Source organism: Clostridium polyendosporum (genome assembly GCF_018332455.1).
Lineage (GTDB): Bacteria > Bacillota > Clostridia > Clostridiales > Clostridiaceae > Clostridium_AY > Clostridium_AY polyendosporum.
On sequence record NZ_BOPZ01000009.1, the window covers coordinates 19,711 to 37,198 of the forward strand.

18 protein-coding genes are annotated in these 17,488 nt (G+C 29.7%); 5 read left to right on the top strand and 13 right to left on the bottom strand.

The window, feature by feature from the left end; all coding sequences use genetic code 11:
- Positions 1 to 20 precede the first annotated feature (20 nt).
- Genes CPJCM30710_RS06960 through CPJCM30710_RS06975 form a run of 4 tightly spaced genes read left to right on the top strand, consistent with a single transcriptional unit; the run spans position 21 to position 1,938 of the window.
- Positions 21 to 206 (top strand): hypothetical protein, encoded by a 186-nt coding sequence (locus CPJCM30710_RS06960; RefSeq protein WP_212903454.1) that lies wholly within the window; start codon positions 21 to 23, stop codon positions 204 to 206.
- 60 nt (positions 207 to 266) lie between these two features.
- Positions 267 to 1,112 carry a hypothetical protein gene (locus CPJCM30710_RS06965; protein WP_212903455.1) on the top strand — a complete coding sequence of 282 codons (846 nt, stop codon included), beginning with the start codon at positions 267 to 269 and terminating at the stop codon, positions 1,110 to 1,112.
- Positions 1,113 to 1,161: 49 nt separating this feature from the next.
- Positions 1,162 to 1,425 carry a PqqD family protein gene (locus CPJCM30710_RS06970; RefSeq protein WP_212903456.1) on the top strand — a complete coding sequence of 88 codons (264 nt, stop codon included), beginning with the start codon at positions 1,162 to 1,164 and terminating at the stop codon, positions 1,423 to 1,425.
- A gap of 51 nt (positions 1,426 to 1,476) precedes the next feature.
- Complete coding sequence (locus CPJCM30710_RS06975) at positions 1,477 to 1,938, top strand: S24/S26 family peptidase (RefSeq protein WP_212903457.1); 462 nt, start codon at positions 1,477 to 1,479, stop codon at positions 1,936 to 1,938.
- 208 nt (positions 1,939 to 2,146) lie between these two features.
- Here CPJCM30710_RS06975 and CPJCM30710_RS06980 read toward each other — a convergent pair whose 3' ends face one another.
- The 5 genes from CPJCM30710_RS06980 to CPJCM30710_RS07000 form a co-directional block, all read right to left on the bottom strand.
- Complete coding sequence (locus tag CPJCM30710_RS06980; RefSeq protein ID WP_246503483.1) at positions 2,147 to 2,509, bottom strand: lasso peptide biosynthesis B2 protein; 363 nt, start codon at positions 2,507 to 2,509, stop codon at positions 2,147 to 2,149.
- A gap of 81 nt (positions 2,510 to 2,590) precedes the next feature.
- Positions 2,591 to 2,881 (bottom strand): lasso peptide biosynthesis PqqD family chaperone, encoded by a 291-nt coding sequence (locus tag CPJCM30710_RS06985; RefSeq protein WP_246503484.1) that lies wholly within the window; start codon positions 2,879 to 2,881, stop codon positions 2,591 to 2,593.
- Positions 2,882 to 2,901: 20 nt separating this feature from the next.
- A complete protein-coding gene (locus tag CPJCM30710_RS06990) occupies positions 2,902 to 3,852 on the bottom strand; it encodes a phosphoenolpyruvate carboxykinase (ATP) (protein WP_212903458.1) in 951 nt (316 codons plus the stop codon).
- An 87-nt stretch (positions 3,853 to 3,939) separates the two neighbouring features.
- Positions 3,940 to 4,092, bottom strand: coding sequence for a hypothetical protein (locus CPJCM30710_RS06995; protein ID WP_212903459.1), 153 nt, complete (start codon positions 4,090 to 4,092; stop codon positions 3,940 to 3,942).
- A gap of 111 nt (positions 4,093 to 4,203) precedes the next feature.
- Positions 4,204 to 6,159: an asparagine synthase-related protein gene (locus tag CPJCM30710_RS07000; RefSeq protein WP_212903460.1), complete on the bottom strand. Its 1,956-nt coding sequence runs from the start codon at positions 6,157 to 6,159 to the stop codon at positions 4,204 to 4,206.
- A 387-nt stretch (positions 6,160 to 6,546) separates the two neighbouring features.
- Here CPJCM30710_RS07000 and CPJCM30710_RS07005 point away from each other — a divergent pair, with 387 nt between their 5' ends.
- Complete coding sequence (locus CPJCM30710_RS07005) at positions 6,547 to 8,235, top strand: ABC transporter ATP-binding protein (RefSeq protein ID WP_212903461.1); 1,689 nt, start codon at positions 6,547 to 6,549, stop codon at positions 8,233 to 8,235.
- A gap of 158 nt (positions 8,236 to 8,393) precedes the next feature.
- On the opposite strand, the gene CPJCM30710_RS07010 is transcribed toward CPJCM30710_RS07005, so the two are convergent.
- From CPJCM30710_RS07010 to CPJCM30710_RS07045, 8 genes are all read right to left on the bottom strand, one after another.
- The gene (locus CPJCM30710_RS07010; RefSeq protein ID WP_212903462.1) at positions 8,394 to 9,611 is read right to left on the bottom strand and encodes a nucleotidyltransferase domain-containing protein; all 1,218 of its coding nucleotides are present in this window, start codon (positions 9,609 to 9,611) and stop codon (positions 8,394 to 8,396) included.
- Between the two features lie 26 nt (positions 9,612 to 9,637).
- Entirely contained in the window at positions 9,638 to 10,102 is a 465-nt protein-coding gene (locus tag CPJCM30710_RS07015) for a DapH/DapD/GlmU-related protein (protein WP_246503485.1), read from the bottom strand.
- 85 nt (positions 10,103 to 10,187) lie between these two features.
- Positions 10,188 to 11,381 carry a glycoside hydrolase family 88 protein gene (locus CPJCM30710_RS07020; RefSeq protein ID WP_212903463.1) on the bottom strand — a complete coding sequence of 398 codons (1,194 nt, stop codon included), beginning with the start codon at positions 11,379 to 11,381 and terminating at the stop codon, positions 10,188 to 10,190.
- Between the two features lie 110 nt (positions 11,382 to 11,491).
- Positions 11,492 to 12,700, bottom strand: a complete 1,209-nt coding sequence (locus tag CPJCM30710_RS07025; protein WP_212903464.1) for a glycosyltransferase — start codon at positions 12,698 to 12,700, stop codon at positions 11,492 to 11,494.
- Between the two features lie 41 nt (positions 12,701 to 12,741).
- Positions 12,742 to 13,956 carry a glycosyltransferase gene (locus tag CPJCM30710_RS07030; RefSeq protein WP_212903465.1) on the bottom strand — a complete coding sequence of 405 codons (1,215 nt, stop codon included), beginning with the start codon at positions 13,954 to 13,956 and terminating at the stop codon, positions 12,742 to 12,744.
- 22 nt (positions 13,957 to 13,978) lie between these two features.
- Positions 13,979 to 15,139, bottom strand: coding sequence for a polysaccharide pyruvyl transferase family protein (locus tag CPJCM30710_RS07035; RefSeq protein WP_212903466.1), 1,161 nt, complete (start codon positions 15,137 to 15,139; stop codon positions 13,979 to 13,981).
- A gap of 3 nt (positions 15,140 to 15,142) precedes the next feature.
- Positions 15,143 to 16,180 carry a glycosyltransferase family 2 protein gene (locus tag CPJCM30710_RS07040; RefSeq protein WP_212903467.1) on the bottom strand — a complete coding sequence of 346 codons (1,038 nt, stop codon included), beginning with the start codon at positions 16,178 to 16,180 and terminating at the stop codon, positions 15,143 to 15,145.
- 36 nt (positions 16,181 to 16,216) lie between these two features.
- Complete coding sequence (locus CPJCM30710_RS07045) at positions 16,217 to 17,476, bottom strand: ABC transporter ATP-binding protein (protein WP_212903468.1); 1,260 nt, start codon at positions 17,474 to 17,476, stop codon at positions 16,217 to 16,219.
- Positions 17,477 to 17,488: the final 12 nt, after the last annotated feature.

Sequence of the window (17,488 nt, forward strand, 5' to 3'; positions counted from 1 at the left end):
ATAGAAAGGGGAATATTTTAATGAAAAAATATGTTAAACCTACCTTTGAATTTGTTGAGCTTAGAATTGAGGAAAGAGTAGCTCGCTGTGTTAATGACCCTCTACCACCTAGCGGTAACGGAGATACCAATTATTTTGGATACGGTAATAGCTCTGAACTTCCAGGTAATCATCCTGGATGTGTATACCACTGCCCACAGTGTTAAATCATATTTTGTTTTTAATGAAAAATTATAAAAAATAATGAACAAAGAGGTGATTTTTAAATGTTTAGATATGATATTGGAGATATACCTATTGAAATGACAGCTTCTGATCCGTGTATATTAGACAGCTTTAATTCATTTTTATCATCTCGTATAGAAAATCCTGATTTGAAAATTCACCTTAATAATTGTACTAAAATTAATAAACCTGAAGGCAAGATATTGATGAATGAGTGGATAACATGGTGTCAAAGCCCTTATGATAATGAATTCTTTATTTACATTTGTGAGGAAAGACCTGATGAAATTACGTATATGCTTAATGTAAATAATAATTGGAATAATGCTACTATTACGTTTCTAAAAAATAAACTTAATAGTAAATATATTATCACAGGTGCTTTTGGTGAAATTGTATTCCGCAACCGAATTTTGTTTCATCAGGGTATTGTAATACATGCCTCTGCCATTGAATTGGAAGGTAGCGGTGTTCTGTTTTCTGCTCCATCAGAAACTGGAAAATCTACTCATGCAAACCTATGGAAGATACACAGGGGTGCAAAAATTATCAATGGAGACCGCCCTGCAGTAAGAGTAAAGGATGGTATTCCCTATGTATATGGTACTCCTTGGAGTGGTTCATCAAATGAATTTATAAATACACATGTTCCTCTTACAGCTATTGTAATGCTGGAGCAAGCTCCCCAAAACTCTATCCGACGTCTTGATAATCATGAAGCAGTACTCCGACTTATGCCAAGGTGTTTCTTACCCTATTATGATGATAAACTAATGGATATCGCAATAGATAATTTAGAAAAGATTATTACTTCAACTCCTGTTTATTTATTGAAATGTACACCAGATAAGGAAGCAATGGAGCTGGTTTATCATAGCATATTTTAAATTATCCTCTTATTTATATTAAGTATATTATATTTTGAGGAGTGATTTTATGAGAATAAAAAAAGGATTTATACTCCGTGAGGTAGCTGACTCGTGGATAGTAGTCCCTATCGGAGAGAGAGTAGTAGAATTTAATGGATTGATGACTCTAAGTGAGAGTGGTGCATTACTATGGCGTAATCTAGAAAAAGGTTCTGATATAAACGAATTGGTATCGTCTATTTTAGAAGAATATGATATTGATGAAGCGACTACAAGAGCCGATGTACAAGAGTTTATTTCTGCAATACAAGAGAAAGGACTATTAGAATAAAAATTTATTATAATGAAGACCTGACAGTCAATCAATGGAGTTGGTATAATAATGGCTAAGGTAGTAAAACAAGTAAAATCAGAATTAATATTTCCTATTATAAAAGAGATATTAGACACAGGAAAAAGTACGCGGATAACTGTAACAGGCCTGAGTATGTACCCTTTTTTGAGAGAGCATATCGACAGTGTAGAATTATCTAATACAAGTTTTATCAATATACATCGTGGTGATATCGTAATGATATTAAGAGACTCTAATGAGTATGTAATGCATAGAGTATACAGAAAAGAAATAGATTGTTTTTATATAGTTGGTGACGCCCAACAGTGGATTGAGGGGCCCCTTCGTCCTGACCAGTTAGTTGCCATAATCATTGCAGTTTGGCGAGAAAATAAAAGAATAGAATGTATAAACATTTGGTGGAGACTGCTTTCCTCAGTATGGTTACTGCTTCTTCCTCTCAGATGTTTTATCATAAGAACCTATCCTAAAATACGTAAGTTAATATAATCTTTATAATAATAATTAAAGGAACAGATGACTGTTCCTTTTTATAATTTATCTACAAATATCCTTCTTATCACCTGACAGAACTACTATTGCATCACATTTTTTAATACTTTCATTAACAACTAATAATCTTCCCGAATTATGAAATGAAAAAATCTCCAAAAATAGTAAAAAATTATGACTATACAACATTGCTGTATAATCATAATTAAGTTAACACATCATTAGAAAATTTAGCCACCTCTTTAAAATCTTCACGTCTATATCCACCAGTTACAATCACTTGTCCACACCTAAGCCACGCATGGGCATTTATATTTTTGCTTCCCTTCTTGGCTACACCAAGGTATAAAGTACTATATATTTTACGTCTTTTGAGCATATTCTGAGCCGTAAGGGCCTGCACCAGACATTTACTTTCCCATGGAGTATATTTACTGGCCTGATTTACAGCCCAGGCTACTTTTTTAATTGTCTTATAATGTAAAACATCTATTTCATGAGGAGATTCTTTCATATATATACCGATATAACCCTTTATTTTATTAAAAGGCATCATTTTGATAATCATACGAGCCATACCACACAGTAAGAAAGCCTCAAAAAACAACACTTTCTCTTTAAATTAATTTTTATAAAGGTTCTTACTTTTCTACTTAATTGTGATAAATTCAGCATTATTCAATTCTTCTAAAAACTTAAGAGTACTATGTTCACAAGTTGCAGCATCTACATCGTACTCCTTCATTAGGTGTGAAACTATCTCTCTTACAGAACATGGCTCAGATATAATATCCCATATGCTGCTTCCAACTTCATTTAAAATAAAATACCGCCCGTTATCTAAGTCCATCATTGCCTTTTCTCCATCAATATCAGTTGTGTCAATACCTGACTTTTTAACTACTACTGTGTCTATATCTAAATTTGGCCTTATCATCATACTTAGCCTCCCTTTTATACTTATATAGATTTTCTATTGATAGATCTTAATGTTTTAGTTATAAGTTCAATTTGTTGTTCAACAGAAAAGCTATTTTTGGGCCTTATAACCCTATATAAAGGTATCTTTTTTACAATATCAATACAATTTTTGAAATAAGATGGACTCATTCCAACATAGCTAGTTAATTCAATACGATATATATTTTTAAGAAGTACTTTTAATTTTTCACTTCCGACAATCTCGTTAATACTCACATTATTTACTTCTCCAACAGTCAATTCAAACACAGCTCCTAGAGATACTGCTTCTTTAAAAAAATCATTACATACAGGTATAGCATATTTATCTCTATCACTATCTATCATAATAAACTTATCCGTATCATAACCCATTTTTTCCATAGCATCCTTACATAGTTTTTGCTGAGGATAACCTGGATTAATTATAGAGACTCCATCAATTCCTTTTGATGTAACAGAAACGTCATCAGCCAGAAAAGCATAACCTTTCTCCCTAAAAGCAGCGGTTAATGTTGATTTACCTGTACCGCTTTCCCCTGTAAATATTACACCTTGTCCATCCACTATAACTGTGCTACCATGTATAGCAACCATATCTCTTTGAATTAACAGCATACCAAAAGCACTTCCGAGTAGAAATATTTTTATATATTCCATATTACCATTAAGATAAGGCTCTACTATAATAGTATTGCCATTATATATATAGTAGTTGGCAACCTCTTTTATACTAAACCACATTTCATTTTTTCTAAACCTATACATTTGACCATTTTCTAATTCATGTCTTATATCTTTAGGCATTACCCCATAAGAAATAGTTACATCGGCATAGTCATCTTCTTTATTACTTACTGGTAACAGCTCTGGCAGGAAAATCTCAGACTTAATATCCATTCCATAAACTTTATAAGTATATTTTCTTACTATTTCATTATCCAGAATCATCAGCAATTCTCCATTATTAAATATTATAGAAATGTCTCAAAAGGCATCTTACTGCCTTTTGAGACATAAATTTCATGTAATTAATATCTAGGAATGCTTTTGCCAATCATGAGGATCGCCATTTTCATCATATACTTGAGTCCAAATTCCATCATGATCGTCAGTTTGTTTCCATGTTGATTCTGTGTTTTGAATCCTTAAATCCCATATTTCAGGATTACTCCAGTTTTTCTTTTCCATAAATCCCCCTCCCTTCAATAAATAATATTTATATTTTTCTTTATTATAAAGTCACATTATTAATATTAAATAATATGACATCATAAGAAAGAAAATGTCCTATTGTTAGCATTAAGTATACTTATAAAAATCCTTAAGAAAATATGAAAAAATAAAACTAATTATAATCATACGTATTGAGTACCATTTCTTTTCATCCGGTATATCTCTTATAGAGGATAATTCTTTTTTTAGTTTGTCTACATCTATATATGCATTAATATTACTATCACTTAAACATGCCTCTAATTTATCATATATATGTTCCCATTCGGGTATAAGTCTCTGAATCCAGTCTGCACTTTGTAGCCCTCTAGTAGATCTATTAAGTCTTACTTTATCAGGTAATATTCCCTCCATAGATCTACGTATTAGATATCTTTCGTGACCATTTCTTACAAACTGTTCAGTAGGTAAGCTAAGACAAAATTCTATAACTCGTTTATCTCTTGTAGGATCTCTCTTAACTATTCCATTAGCTAAAGAAAGTTTTGTTTCCATTGTACCAATATGAGAGAAGGCTACTGGATTAACAATCTGCTTATGAGTTTCATATAAATCATAATATCGCTGTGTACGCTGGTTTAAATTTTCTTCATCAAATCTCTTCTCTACATTCCACTTTTTAGCTAACTGAGAATTTACAGGTACTTTAGAAAATCTATCATAATTTTTATTCAATTTATTACTTACTGCTTTTCTAAATTTATAAGGTAAAATCATTTTGGTTACAGCTTTACTTACTATATACGGATGTATATTCTTCAATTTACTGTAAGATCTTATTTCCTTTAATAGTGTTAAAATTCTTCCCTCTCTGTATAATGTAAGTGCATGAATAAAAAAATCTCCATAGGAAATAGTACAATTTCCATACTGTCCATCCAATAAAACCTTACATCCATTTTTTGATGCGGTTTCTATAATTTCATTGTACCAAAACAAATTTTCAATAGTCTTATAGGGTTGTTCCAATATATTTATAAAGGACTCTATATTTGTCAATGAATGCTTTCCTTCACTTCTGCAATAGGTCACATCTATATTATCAACACTATTACTAATAGCTTCTATAAAATCACTTTCATCTGCAGTATAGCATTTAGATAAATTATCTTTATATTTCAACATAGGAATGGAACTAAAAGCTTTTAATTTTTTGCCTTCCTGCGACAGCTTGTTTGCTGCTATACATGCAACTGAACCAGAATCTAATCCTCCACTTAACATTATTCCTACTTCATTGCTGCTGCGTAAGCGACAGTGTACAGCTTCGAAAAAAACCTTTTTGAAAGCCTCATCATATTCCTCATCAGAATTTAATCGCAATGGTTGTACTTCTTTTAAGGGATTCCAGTACTGATTTTTCTTAATTCCTTCGCTATCTAAGGTAATGGTATATGCTGGTGGTAACTGATAAATATCTTTATATATAGTCTCACTGCATTCAGATTCATGAAGCACCCCTTGTAAAGCTAGAAAATCTGTAACCCATCTTTCATTTAAATTTACATCCTTATCATAGACAACAAATAATGGCTTAATTACAGTGCAAAAGGCAAAGATATTATTTGAGTAATAATAATAAAAAGTTCTTTTACCTACATGATCTCTTGCACAAAAAAGTTTCTTCTTTTTTTCATCCCATATAGCAAAAGCAAAATCCCCCAATAAAAACTTTGGGCAATCTTGCCCCCATTTTTTATAAGCTAATAGTATTAGTTCACTATCAGTTATACATTTATTAGGTTCCTCTGATATATCAAGTAATGCAAATAGTTCAGTACGGTTATCAATAATTGCATCTGCTGTAATAGTGAGGCCAGTACTTTCATCAAACAATGGCAACTTTTCTTTCTCTGATTCAATAGTAATATATTGAATGCCACAACCAAAAAATACTTGATTTCTAAAACATATATCCTTTGAATCTAATTTATATATATCTAACTTATCTATCATAGCTTTTCCATTTTCTAATGAAACAGGTTTACCATCCATATGTATAATTCCGCATACTGCACTCATTAGTTACCCCCCTCTGAATTAAAAAGTATCTAGTAATATCTTAAAGTCACTATAATTATTAAAAATTATTGTAACAATGTATTGTACATAATTTATTAATAAATTATTCCTAATTTGCTTATATTTTTTAAAATAATTTAAACAAGAAATTATAGTAATAATACATTAATTTACAAATAAGTTGTAAATAGTCTATTTATATTTTTAGTAATCTTATTTTATAAATTATATATATTTTGTGTATAAAACTTGATATGTAAAAACAATCCCATGTTTTAAATTTTTTACATATAAGTTCATAACAGCTAATATATTTCTATTGATGAAAATTTCTAATTATTAATGTATTTAATGTTGCCAACTTATAACATAAGGAGGATATTAAATTTGAAAGATATTTTTTATAAAATAAGATGGATAGCAAAATATATGCGTCCATTCATTCCTCATATTATAGTAATAATAACTCTTGGAGCTATATTATCACTGAATAACATATACTTGGCGCTTGTGTCAAAACAGTTGATTGATTCTGCTACACATGCACAATCAGATAAAATGGTACAATCTTTAATAATTCTTGCAACTATTTTAATTGTAGATGTAGGTACTCAAGCCTTAGTTTCAATACTATCAACACATACCTATATGAAAATGTGCAGCAATATACAAAAGAGACTTTATACTTGTCTTACAGATACTAAATGGATGGAGTTATCAAATTACCATAGTGGAGATATTCTAACAAGAATGACCAATGATGTTGATACATTAGCAAACGTACTTGTTAGAACATTTCCAAATATTATATCACTAATAGTATTATTGATTGGATCCTTTGTAACCCTCTTATCTTTTGATCCATCTTTGGCTATCCTTGCTTTAATACTTGCACCTGTACCAATTTTGTTTAGCCGCTTTTACGGACGTAAACTAAAAAATCTGTATATAAAGACACAACAAATAGAAACTAAATACCGTTCTTTCATTCAAGAATCCATTCAAAATATGGTGATTATTAAATCCTTTTGCCAAGAACAAAACAATATTTTAAAGCTAAATACTTTGCAAAAAGATAGACTAAAATTAGTGTTATCACGAAACAGTCTAAGTACAATTTCAACCTCTATATTTTCACTAGGTTCCTGGGTGATTTTTTTTCTAGTATTTAGTTGGGGATCAGTAAATATTTCTAAAGGTATTATTACCTTTGGTGAACTTACTGCCCTCTTACAACTTGCTTCAAAAATACAGTATCCTTTTTCTGGGCTTGCCTCTTCATTACCACAATTAGTTTCAACCTTTGCTTCATCAGAAAGGTTGATGGAACTTGAAAATCTTAATCGTGATTTTAGCGGTTTTATATCTCCTAATTTAAGCTCTGCTGGTATTCATTTTGAAAATGTTACCTTCGATTATAAAAAAAATCAGCCTGTATTAAAGAATCTATCTTTCATAATAAATCCAGGTGAAGTAGTAGCCCTTATAGGACCATCTGGAGAAGGCAAGACCACGTTAATAAGATTGCTACTTTCACTTATATATCCTGAAAAAGGTTATGCGTATATTACAAATTCCTCAAAAAAGTTTGAAATCAATGCTTCAATTAGAAATCTGATTTCATATGTACCTCAAGGTAATACACTATTCTCCGGCACAATAGCAGATAATCTACGTTTCGGTTGCCCTGAAGCAACTGACATAGAACTTGAAACTGCTGCACGTGCAGCTTGCGCATTGGAATTTATTCAAAATCTACAAGATGGATTTAATACATTAATAGGTGAGCGAGGATTAGGACTATCTGAAGGACAGGCTCAAAGACTTGCAATTGCCCGTGCTCTACTACACAAAACTCCTATATTGGTGTTAGATGAGGCAACCTCAGCGCTTGATACAGATACAGAAATTAAAGTACTTGAAGCTGTTCGAAGTTTAAAGCCATCTCCAACCAGTCTAATAATAACGCACAGATTGACTGCTTTAGATATATGTAATAGGGTATTTAAACTAGAAAATGGCAGCATAGTAGAACAATATGATCATATTTCTATTAATAAACAATGTAACCTATAACATTGAACGTGATACAATATTTGAACGACATAATGTATTTATTATTTATTTAAGATGGGCTAAAAGACCCATTCTTTTATTTACTGCTATTTCATAAAATGAAATCTGGCTAAAACTTAAATTACCTCGGCTATTTTTATAATAACCGAGGTTAATTTCTACAATTCCAACCACTTAATTAATTTGCTACGTTTTTGTGATATTTTAACAGAAAATAGGAAAAACTTTATTTTTTGAAGAAAAGAATACTGTTCGTTAAAGACACCAGCTATAAAGTGATGCATCCAAGCAATAGGAAGTAATATTTTATGCTTTTGGGCATAAGAATATTTAGGTGGTAGATTATCAATAGAAGGAAAAATTATATCTATAAAACTATTTAAATGTTTGTAATAATCTTCAGAATTATGCTCTGTCATATTTACTAATTCATTACCATACATACGAGCAAGATTTCTTTTTCCAAAGATTCCACCTGAAAAAATATCTTCAATGAGAAGTTTTATACTGGCTTGTGTTATATTATTTGTATTTAACTTTTGTGGTATATTCATGCCAAATAACTCATTACAAACAATAAATATTGTCGTAGTAAACTTATAAAGTCCATTCTTTTTTAGTTTCTCACAAAAATAATCCCAGTCTATTATTGCACCTTTTTTCTCAACAAGAAGCACTAAATCACAAAGCTGACGAAGACCAAATCCACTACTTACAGTATGAACTGCCATATGTAGGCATAAGTGAAAGAGTAAATCCTCTACAGAAAGTGATAAAACCGATACCTCTCCAATTTTAAATTCCATTGCATTTTGCCATATTTTATTCTCAAAATCAGACATATTCCAAATATAGCGTTCATCTGCTAAAGTCCAGTGTACCTCTATTGGAAGATATTTTTTATGATCAAATCTTATATGGGCTGGAGTAGTTTCTGCTTCACTATACCCTAGCTGTAAAAGTAAGCTCTTAACTTTGTCTATATCTTCCCTATATATCAATATATCTGAATCAGACATAGTTCTCAGTTCTGGTTTAGGATATAATTCTCTTACAACAAGCCCTTTAAGTATTATTACTGGTATTTTATTAGCATTGAACTCCATAAAGACTCTTTTTACCTGTTCAATATGCTGAATCTGATGTATGGCAGTAAGCAGCGTTGTTTTTTTTAACATATTTAACACACTATCATCAATATTATCTATGTGTTGGCAATTATATAGTGAAGAATATAATAATGCTTTTACATCGTGTGCATCTGCTTCTTCTACAAGCAGCTCCCAATCTATATCTTTATTTAATTCTGTATTTATTTTATTTCCACGAATAGCAGCTGAAATATGTTTAATTAATTGTTTTTGATTTTTATTCATTAACACTGCTCCTTCAATTTATCATATTACTCTACATACCCTATACCATATTTCAATTTCTCATACATAATCTCTTTTTGATAGTCGCTGATATTATATGCTATCGTCCAGCTCTTATCAAAAACAGGTCTTTCTTTCATATCATTTTTATGTTTATAGATGTATTCATCTGTACTGCATATTACTTTTGCAGGATTACCTGCTGCGACGGTATTGGGCGGAATATCTCTAGTCACAACACTTCCCGCACCAATTATAGAGTTTTCTCCAATTTTAACACCTGGTAAAACTATTGAACCTGCACCAATAAATACATTATCACCTATATTAACTAGTCCAATTTTTGTATAACCTAAATATTTTTTTGTACTAGCATCATGAGCCAATATGTGCACTCTTGGTGCCAAAGTCACATTATTACCAATAGTAATCAGCCAACAATGACCAATATCAATAATACATTCACCCTGTCTACTAAAGTTATTCCCCACTTTCAATCCTTTTTTTATTAAATATTCTGTCGAACTCTCTTTTATAAATTTACTTCTGATATATGACTTAAGCATAGAAATCATATTAGCCCTCGCTTTGCCTTATTAAATTAATCAATCTAACAGCATATCCTTGAGTAAATGGAGATATATTGAATAATTGTGAGTATACCCCTATATCTTTTGTATCTCCCTGAGAAAAGTCTATTGAACCATCTTTTCTAGTTACTTTCATAAGATAGGATATAGCATTTTTACAAGCCTCTAAGCATTGCTTGTTTATATCTTCAATCATAGCTGCATTAATCAAAAACCAACCTAATGCAGCAGTAGTTGATGAATCTAGTCTAGTCTCCTTCCTAGTTATACTCCAAGTCCAACCTCCATTTTCACATTGAAATTCAATAATACTTAAAGCCAGCTTCTTAATACTTTCAGCTAATTGTTTTTTGTATATATGTTCATCAGGTAGTTCATTATATGCATCAATTAAACCTATAGCATACCAGGCTACCCCTCTTCCCCATCCATATAAACCTAATGGGACATGGGTATTTACATCATATGCATGACAAGGTATAACTTGATTTATTAACATACCATATTTTTCGTAATGTTGTATCTGCTTTACCGCTAATTCAATACATTCTAACTTATTATACTTTACCCCATACCTTACTAAAAATGGACATATGAATCCTATAGTATCGACATATCTAGTATATGGCATGCTTTTTCTATAAAGTACTGTGCCATCTTCACCTATATGATCTTTTATTAACTTCCAAGTATAATCTAAGGCTTGTTTATTTTTACTGCAGTACGCTTCGTTCAAATTCATAATAGCATAAGATAATATAGCTGCATCAACATACTTAGGTTTACTTTTCCAGTCACCTTTCTCATCAAGTTTACTTTTTAAAAATAAATCCACCGATTCTTCTAACTTCTTATCTCTATCGTGTTTCATGTATTGAGAAAGCCCTAATAATAGTGCAGCTTCTTGCCAATACTGTATGGCATCATTTTTATAGTTTCTCTTAATCATATCTATAAATATTAATCTAGTATTGTCAGTTACCTTAATAGTAGGAGTTTTAATCAACCATTTTGATGCTCTATTAGTTATAGTTCTATTCCATAAAGAAGTATCATTATATCTTCCTATATGAATTCTACCTAACCAGTCCTTAAGCATAGGAATTACATCTATTAATATTCCTATACTAAAAATAAGTAGTATTGATATACTTATATAATTAAAAATCTGGAATAACATTTTTTATACCCTTTCAAGATAACTCACTTATTATTTTTTGAGATTTTAAATATCTCTTTATTCTAAAAAATAAAGCATATCCTAATGGAAAGAATAAAAGATATAAAATTTTATCTCTTATTCTTTTTACAATTTGAGTTAATTAACTGATATAGTTTATTTATTTCATTTTCTGTTCCAAGATATGATTTTTCTAAATTATCAATAAATTTGTTTGATAATTCTTTATCATTTATTAATTTTTCTATTGCTTCAGCTACAGAAATAGGATTAATTTGTGTAATAAATCCATTAATATTATGATCTATTTGATTTTTAGCACTTGTAAAATTAGTTGTTACTATTGGTTTGCATAATATTTTGGCTTCATCTAATGCTATGGATTTTCCTTCAAATATAGATGTTTGAACATAAATATCAGCCTGTCTTATATATGGATAAGGATTCTCTTTTAATCCTAATAATATAAAGCTATCTTGAAGATTTTTTTCCCTTATCATTTTCTCTAAATTCCCTCTTAATCCACCTTCTCCCACAACATACCACTTAAGAGAGTATCCCTTTCTTATAAGTATATTGCATGCTTCAACAGCTATTTCAAATCCTTTTGCTTCAACTAATCTTCCCATGGAAATTATTGAAATGTTATTATTATTTTTTAAGTCTATTTGCTCTAATAACATTTTATTTATTATTTTAGGAGACACAATATTATGGATCATATTGAATTTATGACTTTCACTTGGAAACATATTCTTTAAAATCCCAAGTAATTCATTGGATACAGTTATTATAAAATCTAACTTTTTAAAATAAGGTTTTTCTATCTTAATATCTATACCTATTTTGCTGTAATCAGTATGTATCCAACCTATTTTTTCTTCTGCATTTACCTTATCAACAGTAAAATATATAGGATTTTTTTCTTGAAACCCTATAGCTACATCATATTTTTTTTCTATATTTTTAAGCCCTAACCGTAGATATTTCCACACTCTTTGCTCTGATCTAGTTATATTTTTTTCTGTTTTAAATATATATCCTGCTAAAATTCTAAAAAAAGCTAATTTTAAATTTCGATCTTTAACTAATTCTATTAGTGCCTTTTTTATAGGCATATTAAAGTATTTATAGTTTTCCGGTTCAGGCAATAAATTAACTTCTTTAGGAATTTTACTCATAAATATACCTTTATGGTCTAATAAAAATAAATCTACATCATACAATGAATAATTTATAGTTTCTAACATTGATATAAGAGCCTTTTGAGATCCACCACAATTTAAGTCATTCATTACAAATAATATGTTTTTCTTCATATACATATTCTCCTAACTTATTTAAGAGTAGTACTTATCTTTTAACTCCTAATATTATCACTTTTATCTATTAATAAATCATATAATTTATCTATTTCTGCTTCTGTTCCAAGACTTAATTTAGATAAATTAGAAGATAATTTTTTTCTTATAGATTCATCTTTTATTAACAATTCAACTCCATTGGCTATCTCTTTAGGATCCATATCTACAATTATTCCATTCTCACCGTTAGTGATTTGGTCTTTTGCGGTACTGAAATTAGTAACTACTATAGGTTTGCATAAAATTTTAGCTTCATCTATTGCTATTGACTTTCCTTCAAATCTAGAGGGTTGTACATATATATCTGTTTGTTTTATATATGGATAAGGATTTGGTTTTAATCCTAATAATACAAAATTATCCTCAAGATGTTTTTCCTTTATTAATTTTTGTAAACTATTTCTTTCTTCTCCCTCTCCGATTACATACCATCTTATGTTATATCCTTTATTCATCAACAAACTACAGGCCTCTATAGCCATTTCTAAACCTTTTTGATAATGTAACCTTCCTATAGTTAACAGCATTATTTCCTCTTCACTTTTTTTATTTATATCTAAATTTTCTAATGCCAGTTTATTTATAGTAGCTGCAGAGTTAATATTGTATATAACTTTTATTTTTTTCTCTTCTTTTGGGAATATTTTTTTCAATACGTTAGCGCACTCTTCAGACACGGTTATTATATTGTCTAATTTAGAAAAGTAAGATATGTCAAAATTCGGGTCCATCCCTAACTTATCATAATCAATATGAACCCATCCTATTTTTTTCTTTGCTTTAACTTTTTCTACACAAAAATATGTTGATGTTTTTTCTAAATATCCTATGGCAACATCATACTCTTTATTTAATTCATCTAGTGCTTTACTTAAGTATTTCCATGTATACTGTTCTTTTTGGGATATGTTATTTGATGTTCTATTTTTCAAACTAAACATAAATCTATTGTAAGCTAAAGTTATATTACCTTTTGTTAGAAATGATATAATAGATGTATTTAGCGGGAGTTTAAATATCCTAAATTTTTCTAGAAGTGGTACTACATTTACTTCCCTTGGGATAAATTCCATAAACATACCATTATGATTTAATAAAAATAAATCTACATTATATAACTTATAATCTATTTCATTTAAAAGATTCAATAGACTTCTTTCTCCTCCACCAGCACATAAGCTAGGGATAATAAATAATATATTTTTTTTCATAACTCTCCTCAAAATATAATTATTACTTTACTATTTCTTTTAAATATTCAACGACTTTATAGGATCTTTCCTTTATAATTGGAATTACTTTTTCTAATTTTTCTCTTATTTCTTTTTCCTGTATTACCATTTCATCAAATTTATTTATAAGTTTATCACTTTGAGATATCTCTTTTATTCCTAAAACTAACTTTTCTTCTCCAAATAAATCCATTGCTATTCCTTTAGATTTAATACTATATCCTAATACCATTGTTGGTACACAACTTGAATATGCTGCTATTGTTGCATGAGTTCTTGCACCAATAAAAAATCTCATTCTAGCTATATATCCTTTATATTGTATAGAAGTTAAATTGTCTGGTAATATTATCATTCTTCCTGTATCCTTAAACTCTTTATAGTATTTATTAAGTAATTCAAAGTCATTATTTCCTGGTTCTATAACATGTGGTGTCAATGCTATAGTTAAATCTGTTACGTTTAATATATGTTTTATCAAATCTCTAAATGCTGTTTCAGACTCTTTATTTCTACTTGCTACCAAAGGACTGAAATTTAATCCCACCACATTCCCTTCTGTCCAACCTTTTGGTAATGGTAACTCTTCCTTTTCCATTGTAAATGCTGGATCTGCACATAACTTCACATTATTTAAACCTTTTTGTGTAAGCATATTATAAGTTAAACTTTCACGCGCTAATATTAAATCAAAAGCTTTTAAATCATCTAATTTTCTGTGGGACATATCTTCTTCACCTATAGATGCACTCCATAAAACTAATTTTTTCCCTACCGCTTTTATTCTTTTATCTATTTCATACATCCAGTATTGTTCCCCATAACAGTAGGCATCTCCCCCTATAGACAAACATACATCCATTTCTTTTATATTATCTATAGTTTTTTTATACATTCTTCTTAATGCATATGACTCATCTTTTAATACTTTTTGTAATACAGCAGATATTATATAGTGATATGAATACTTTTTTATATCTACACTTCTTCCATCTATTATTTTATCAACATTATTTATCACTTTATCAGTTTCTGGTCTTAACGAGGCTACATAAACCATAGATTCTTTTATAGTGTCTTTAATAATTTTACTTGAGGATCTTACTATCGCTTCACATCCTCTATTTGAACTTCCACTGTGTCCAAACATCATTATATTCATTTCTTACCCCCTATTGTTTCTAATCTTACTATATCCCGTTATTAATACTAAACCTACCATGAATCTATGCCTTAACATTACTAATAACATTTTCTCATACCATCCACTAGTGTTATATATATCATCCCAGTAAATATTTAAAGCCTCCTTTACCTTCTCATGTTTAATCATATTTTTTACATATTTATATCTTTCAACAAACTTCATTGCAGAATCTGAATGGAGATAAATATATGCATAACTTTTTACATAGTTTAAAAACTTTACTGCTTTTAATTTCTTTATGATCTTCTCATCAATATTCCACTTTTCAGTTTCTTTAATGTTATTTTCATATATATTTAATGCTTGTCTAAAATAATCTTTTCTTAATATATCATGAGTTGCACTGCCTTTAACTTCTCTGTAATAATAACCAGTATAATTTATATAAAGCATTGTACGTATATAAGTAAAAAATCTTAAGTTAAATACATGATCTTCACCTAATTCAACTCCATTAGGAAAAAATATATTGTATTTTTTTATAATTTCATTTTTATATAGTTTTGTGCAAACAGTATTTAAATTTTCTTCTTTTATAAAGTAAGGCAATACTTGTTCATCAATTTCTTTTCTTTTCATAACTGTATCTCGTGAAAATGGATATTCAATTATACTTTTTATGCCTTCAAGTTCTGATTCAAAATTAGAAACTACTACATCACAACTGTTAACTTTAGCTGAGTTGTATAGTATTTCATACATGTCTGGCTCTATCCAATCATCAGCATCCATAAAACCTATATACTCACCTGCTGCAACTTTTAATCCTTCATTTCTTGCAGCACTTACTCCTCTATTTTGTTGACTTATAATTTTTATACGTCTGTCCTTTTTACAATATTGTTCTAGTATTTCATAGCTTTTATCTACAGAACCATCATTAACAAATATGAATTCACATTCTCTTATTGTTTGACATAAAAGAGATTCTACAGCTTGTGAAAGATATTTTTCACTATTATAAACAGGCATTATTACACTTACTTTTATACACATTTAAATTTCTCCTCTGAAATTTTTAAGCATACTTATTTAATTCTGTACAATTATCTCTGGCAACTTTACATGTCCCCACCAACGATGGAGCCATGTTATATTATTGTTAAAACTTGGAGTTTCAACTGTTTCAAAGGAAAATGCTGATATTACTTTATCAAGATTTTCATATGTTCCAAATTCATTTACATTATAAAGAGCAATATTTACTTGATATTTACCAGGAGCAAGATTATTAACATTTAACGTGAAAGTATTTTCTATAATCTGATCACTTAAAGCACTAGCAAATGACTTTGAATTTGTCATACCAGCCGGCGTATTATCAGCATAAATAACTTCCATTCTCATACAAACCTCTTTTATATCACGATTAGCACGCCAACGAAGCTTTAATTTCATAGTTTCATCACTCTTGAATATACAGTCCTCTTTATCAAGGAGTTCAACATCTAGCATAGTAACATAATTATTAACGTTATATGGTCTTTTCATTTCTTCAAGGTTTGTGTATATCTGCATATTACGGTTATTTTCCATATAGATTTTTATTGCGTCATCTACAGCACCATCGTATTTGACTTGTCCATAATCCATTACGATTGCTCTGTTACACAACTGCTGAACTGTAGCCATACTGTGACTAACATATAGAACAGTTCGTCCTTCACCTGATACCTCACTCATTTTTCCAAGGCATTTTTGTTGAAACTTCATATCTCCTACTGCCAAAACTTCATCAACAATCAATATATCAGGATCAAGATGAGCGGCAACCGCAAAAGCAAGTCTAACATACATACCACTAGAATATCGTTTTACAGGTGTATCAAGAAATTGACCTATTTCTGAGAATTCAACAATATCATTAAACTTACGATTAATCTCAGTACGTGTCATTCCAAGTATTGCACCATTAAGATATATATTTTCTCTTCCAGTAAGTTCTGGATGAAATCCTGTTCCTACTTCTAATAATGATGAAACTCTTCCCTTAATTTCGATACTGCCTTCTGTTGGCGCAGTTATTCTGGAAAATACTTTTAGAAGCGTAGATTTTCCCGCCCCGTTATGTCCAATAATTCCAATACGATCTCCCTTATTAACATCAAAGCTTACATTTTTAAGAGCCCAAAACTCTTCTGTTTTTGAATGAGAAATATTATTTCTTTTGGTGAAAAGGCTTTTAAAAGAATTAGAGATAAGTCCAGAAAAAGTATCCTCCTTTAGAGAATTATTATTTATAAGGCTGTACTTTTTTCCGAGATTTGACACACGTATAATTGAATTACTCATAGTATTATTCCT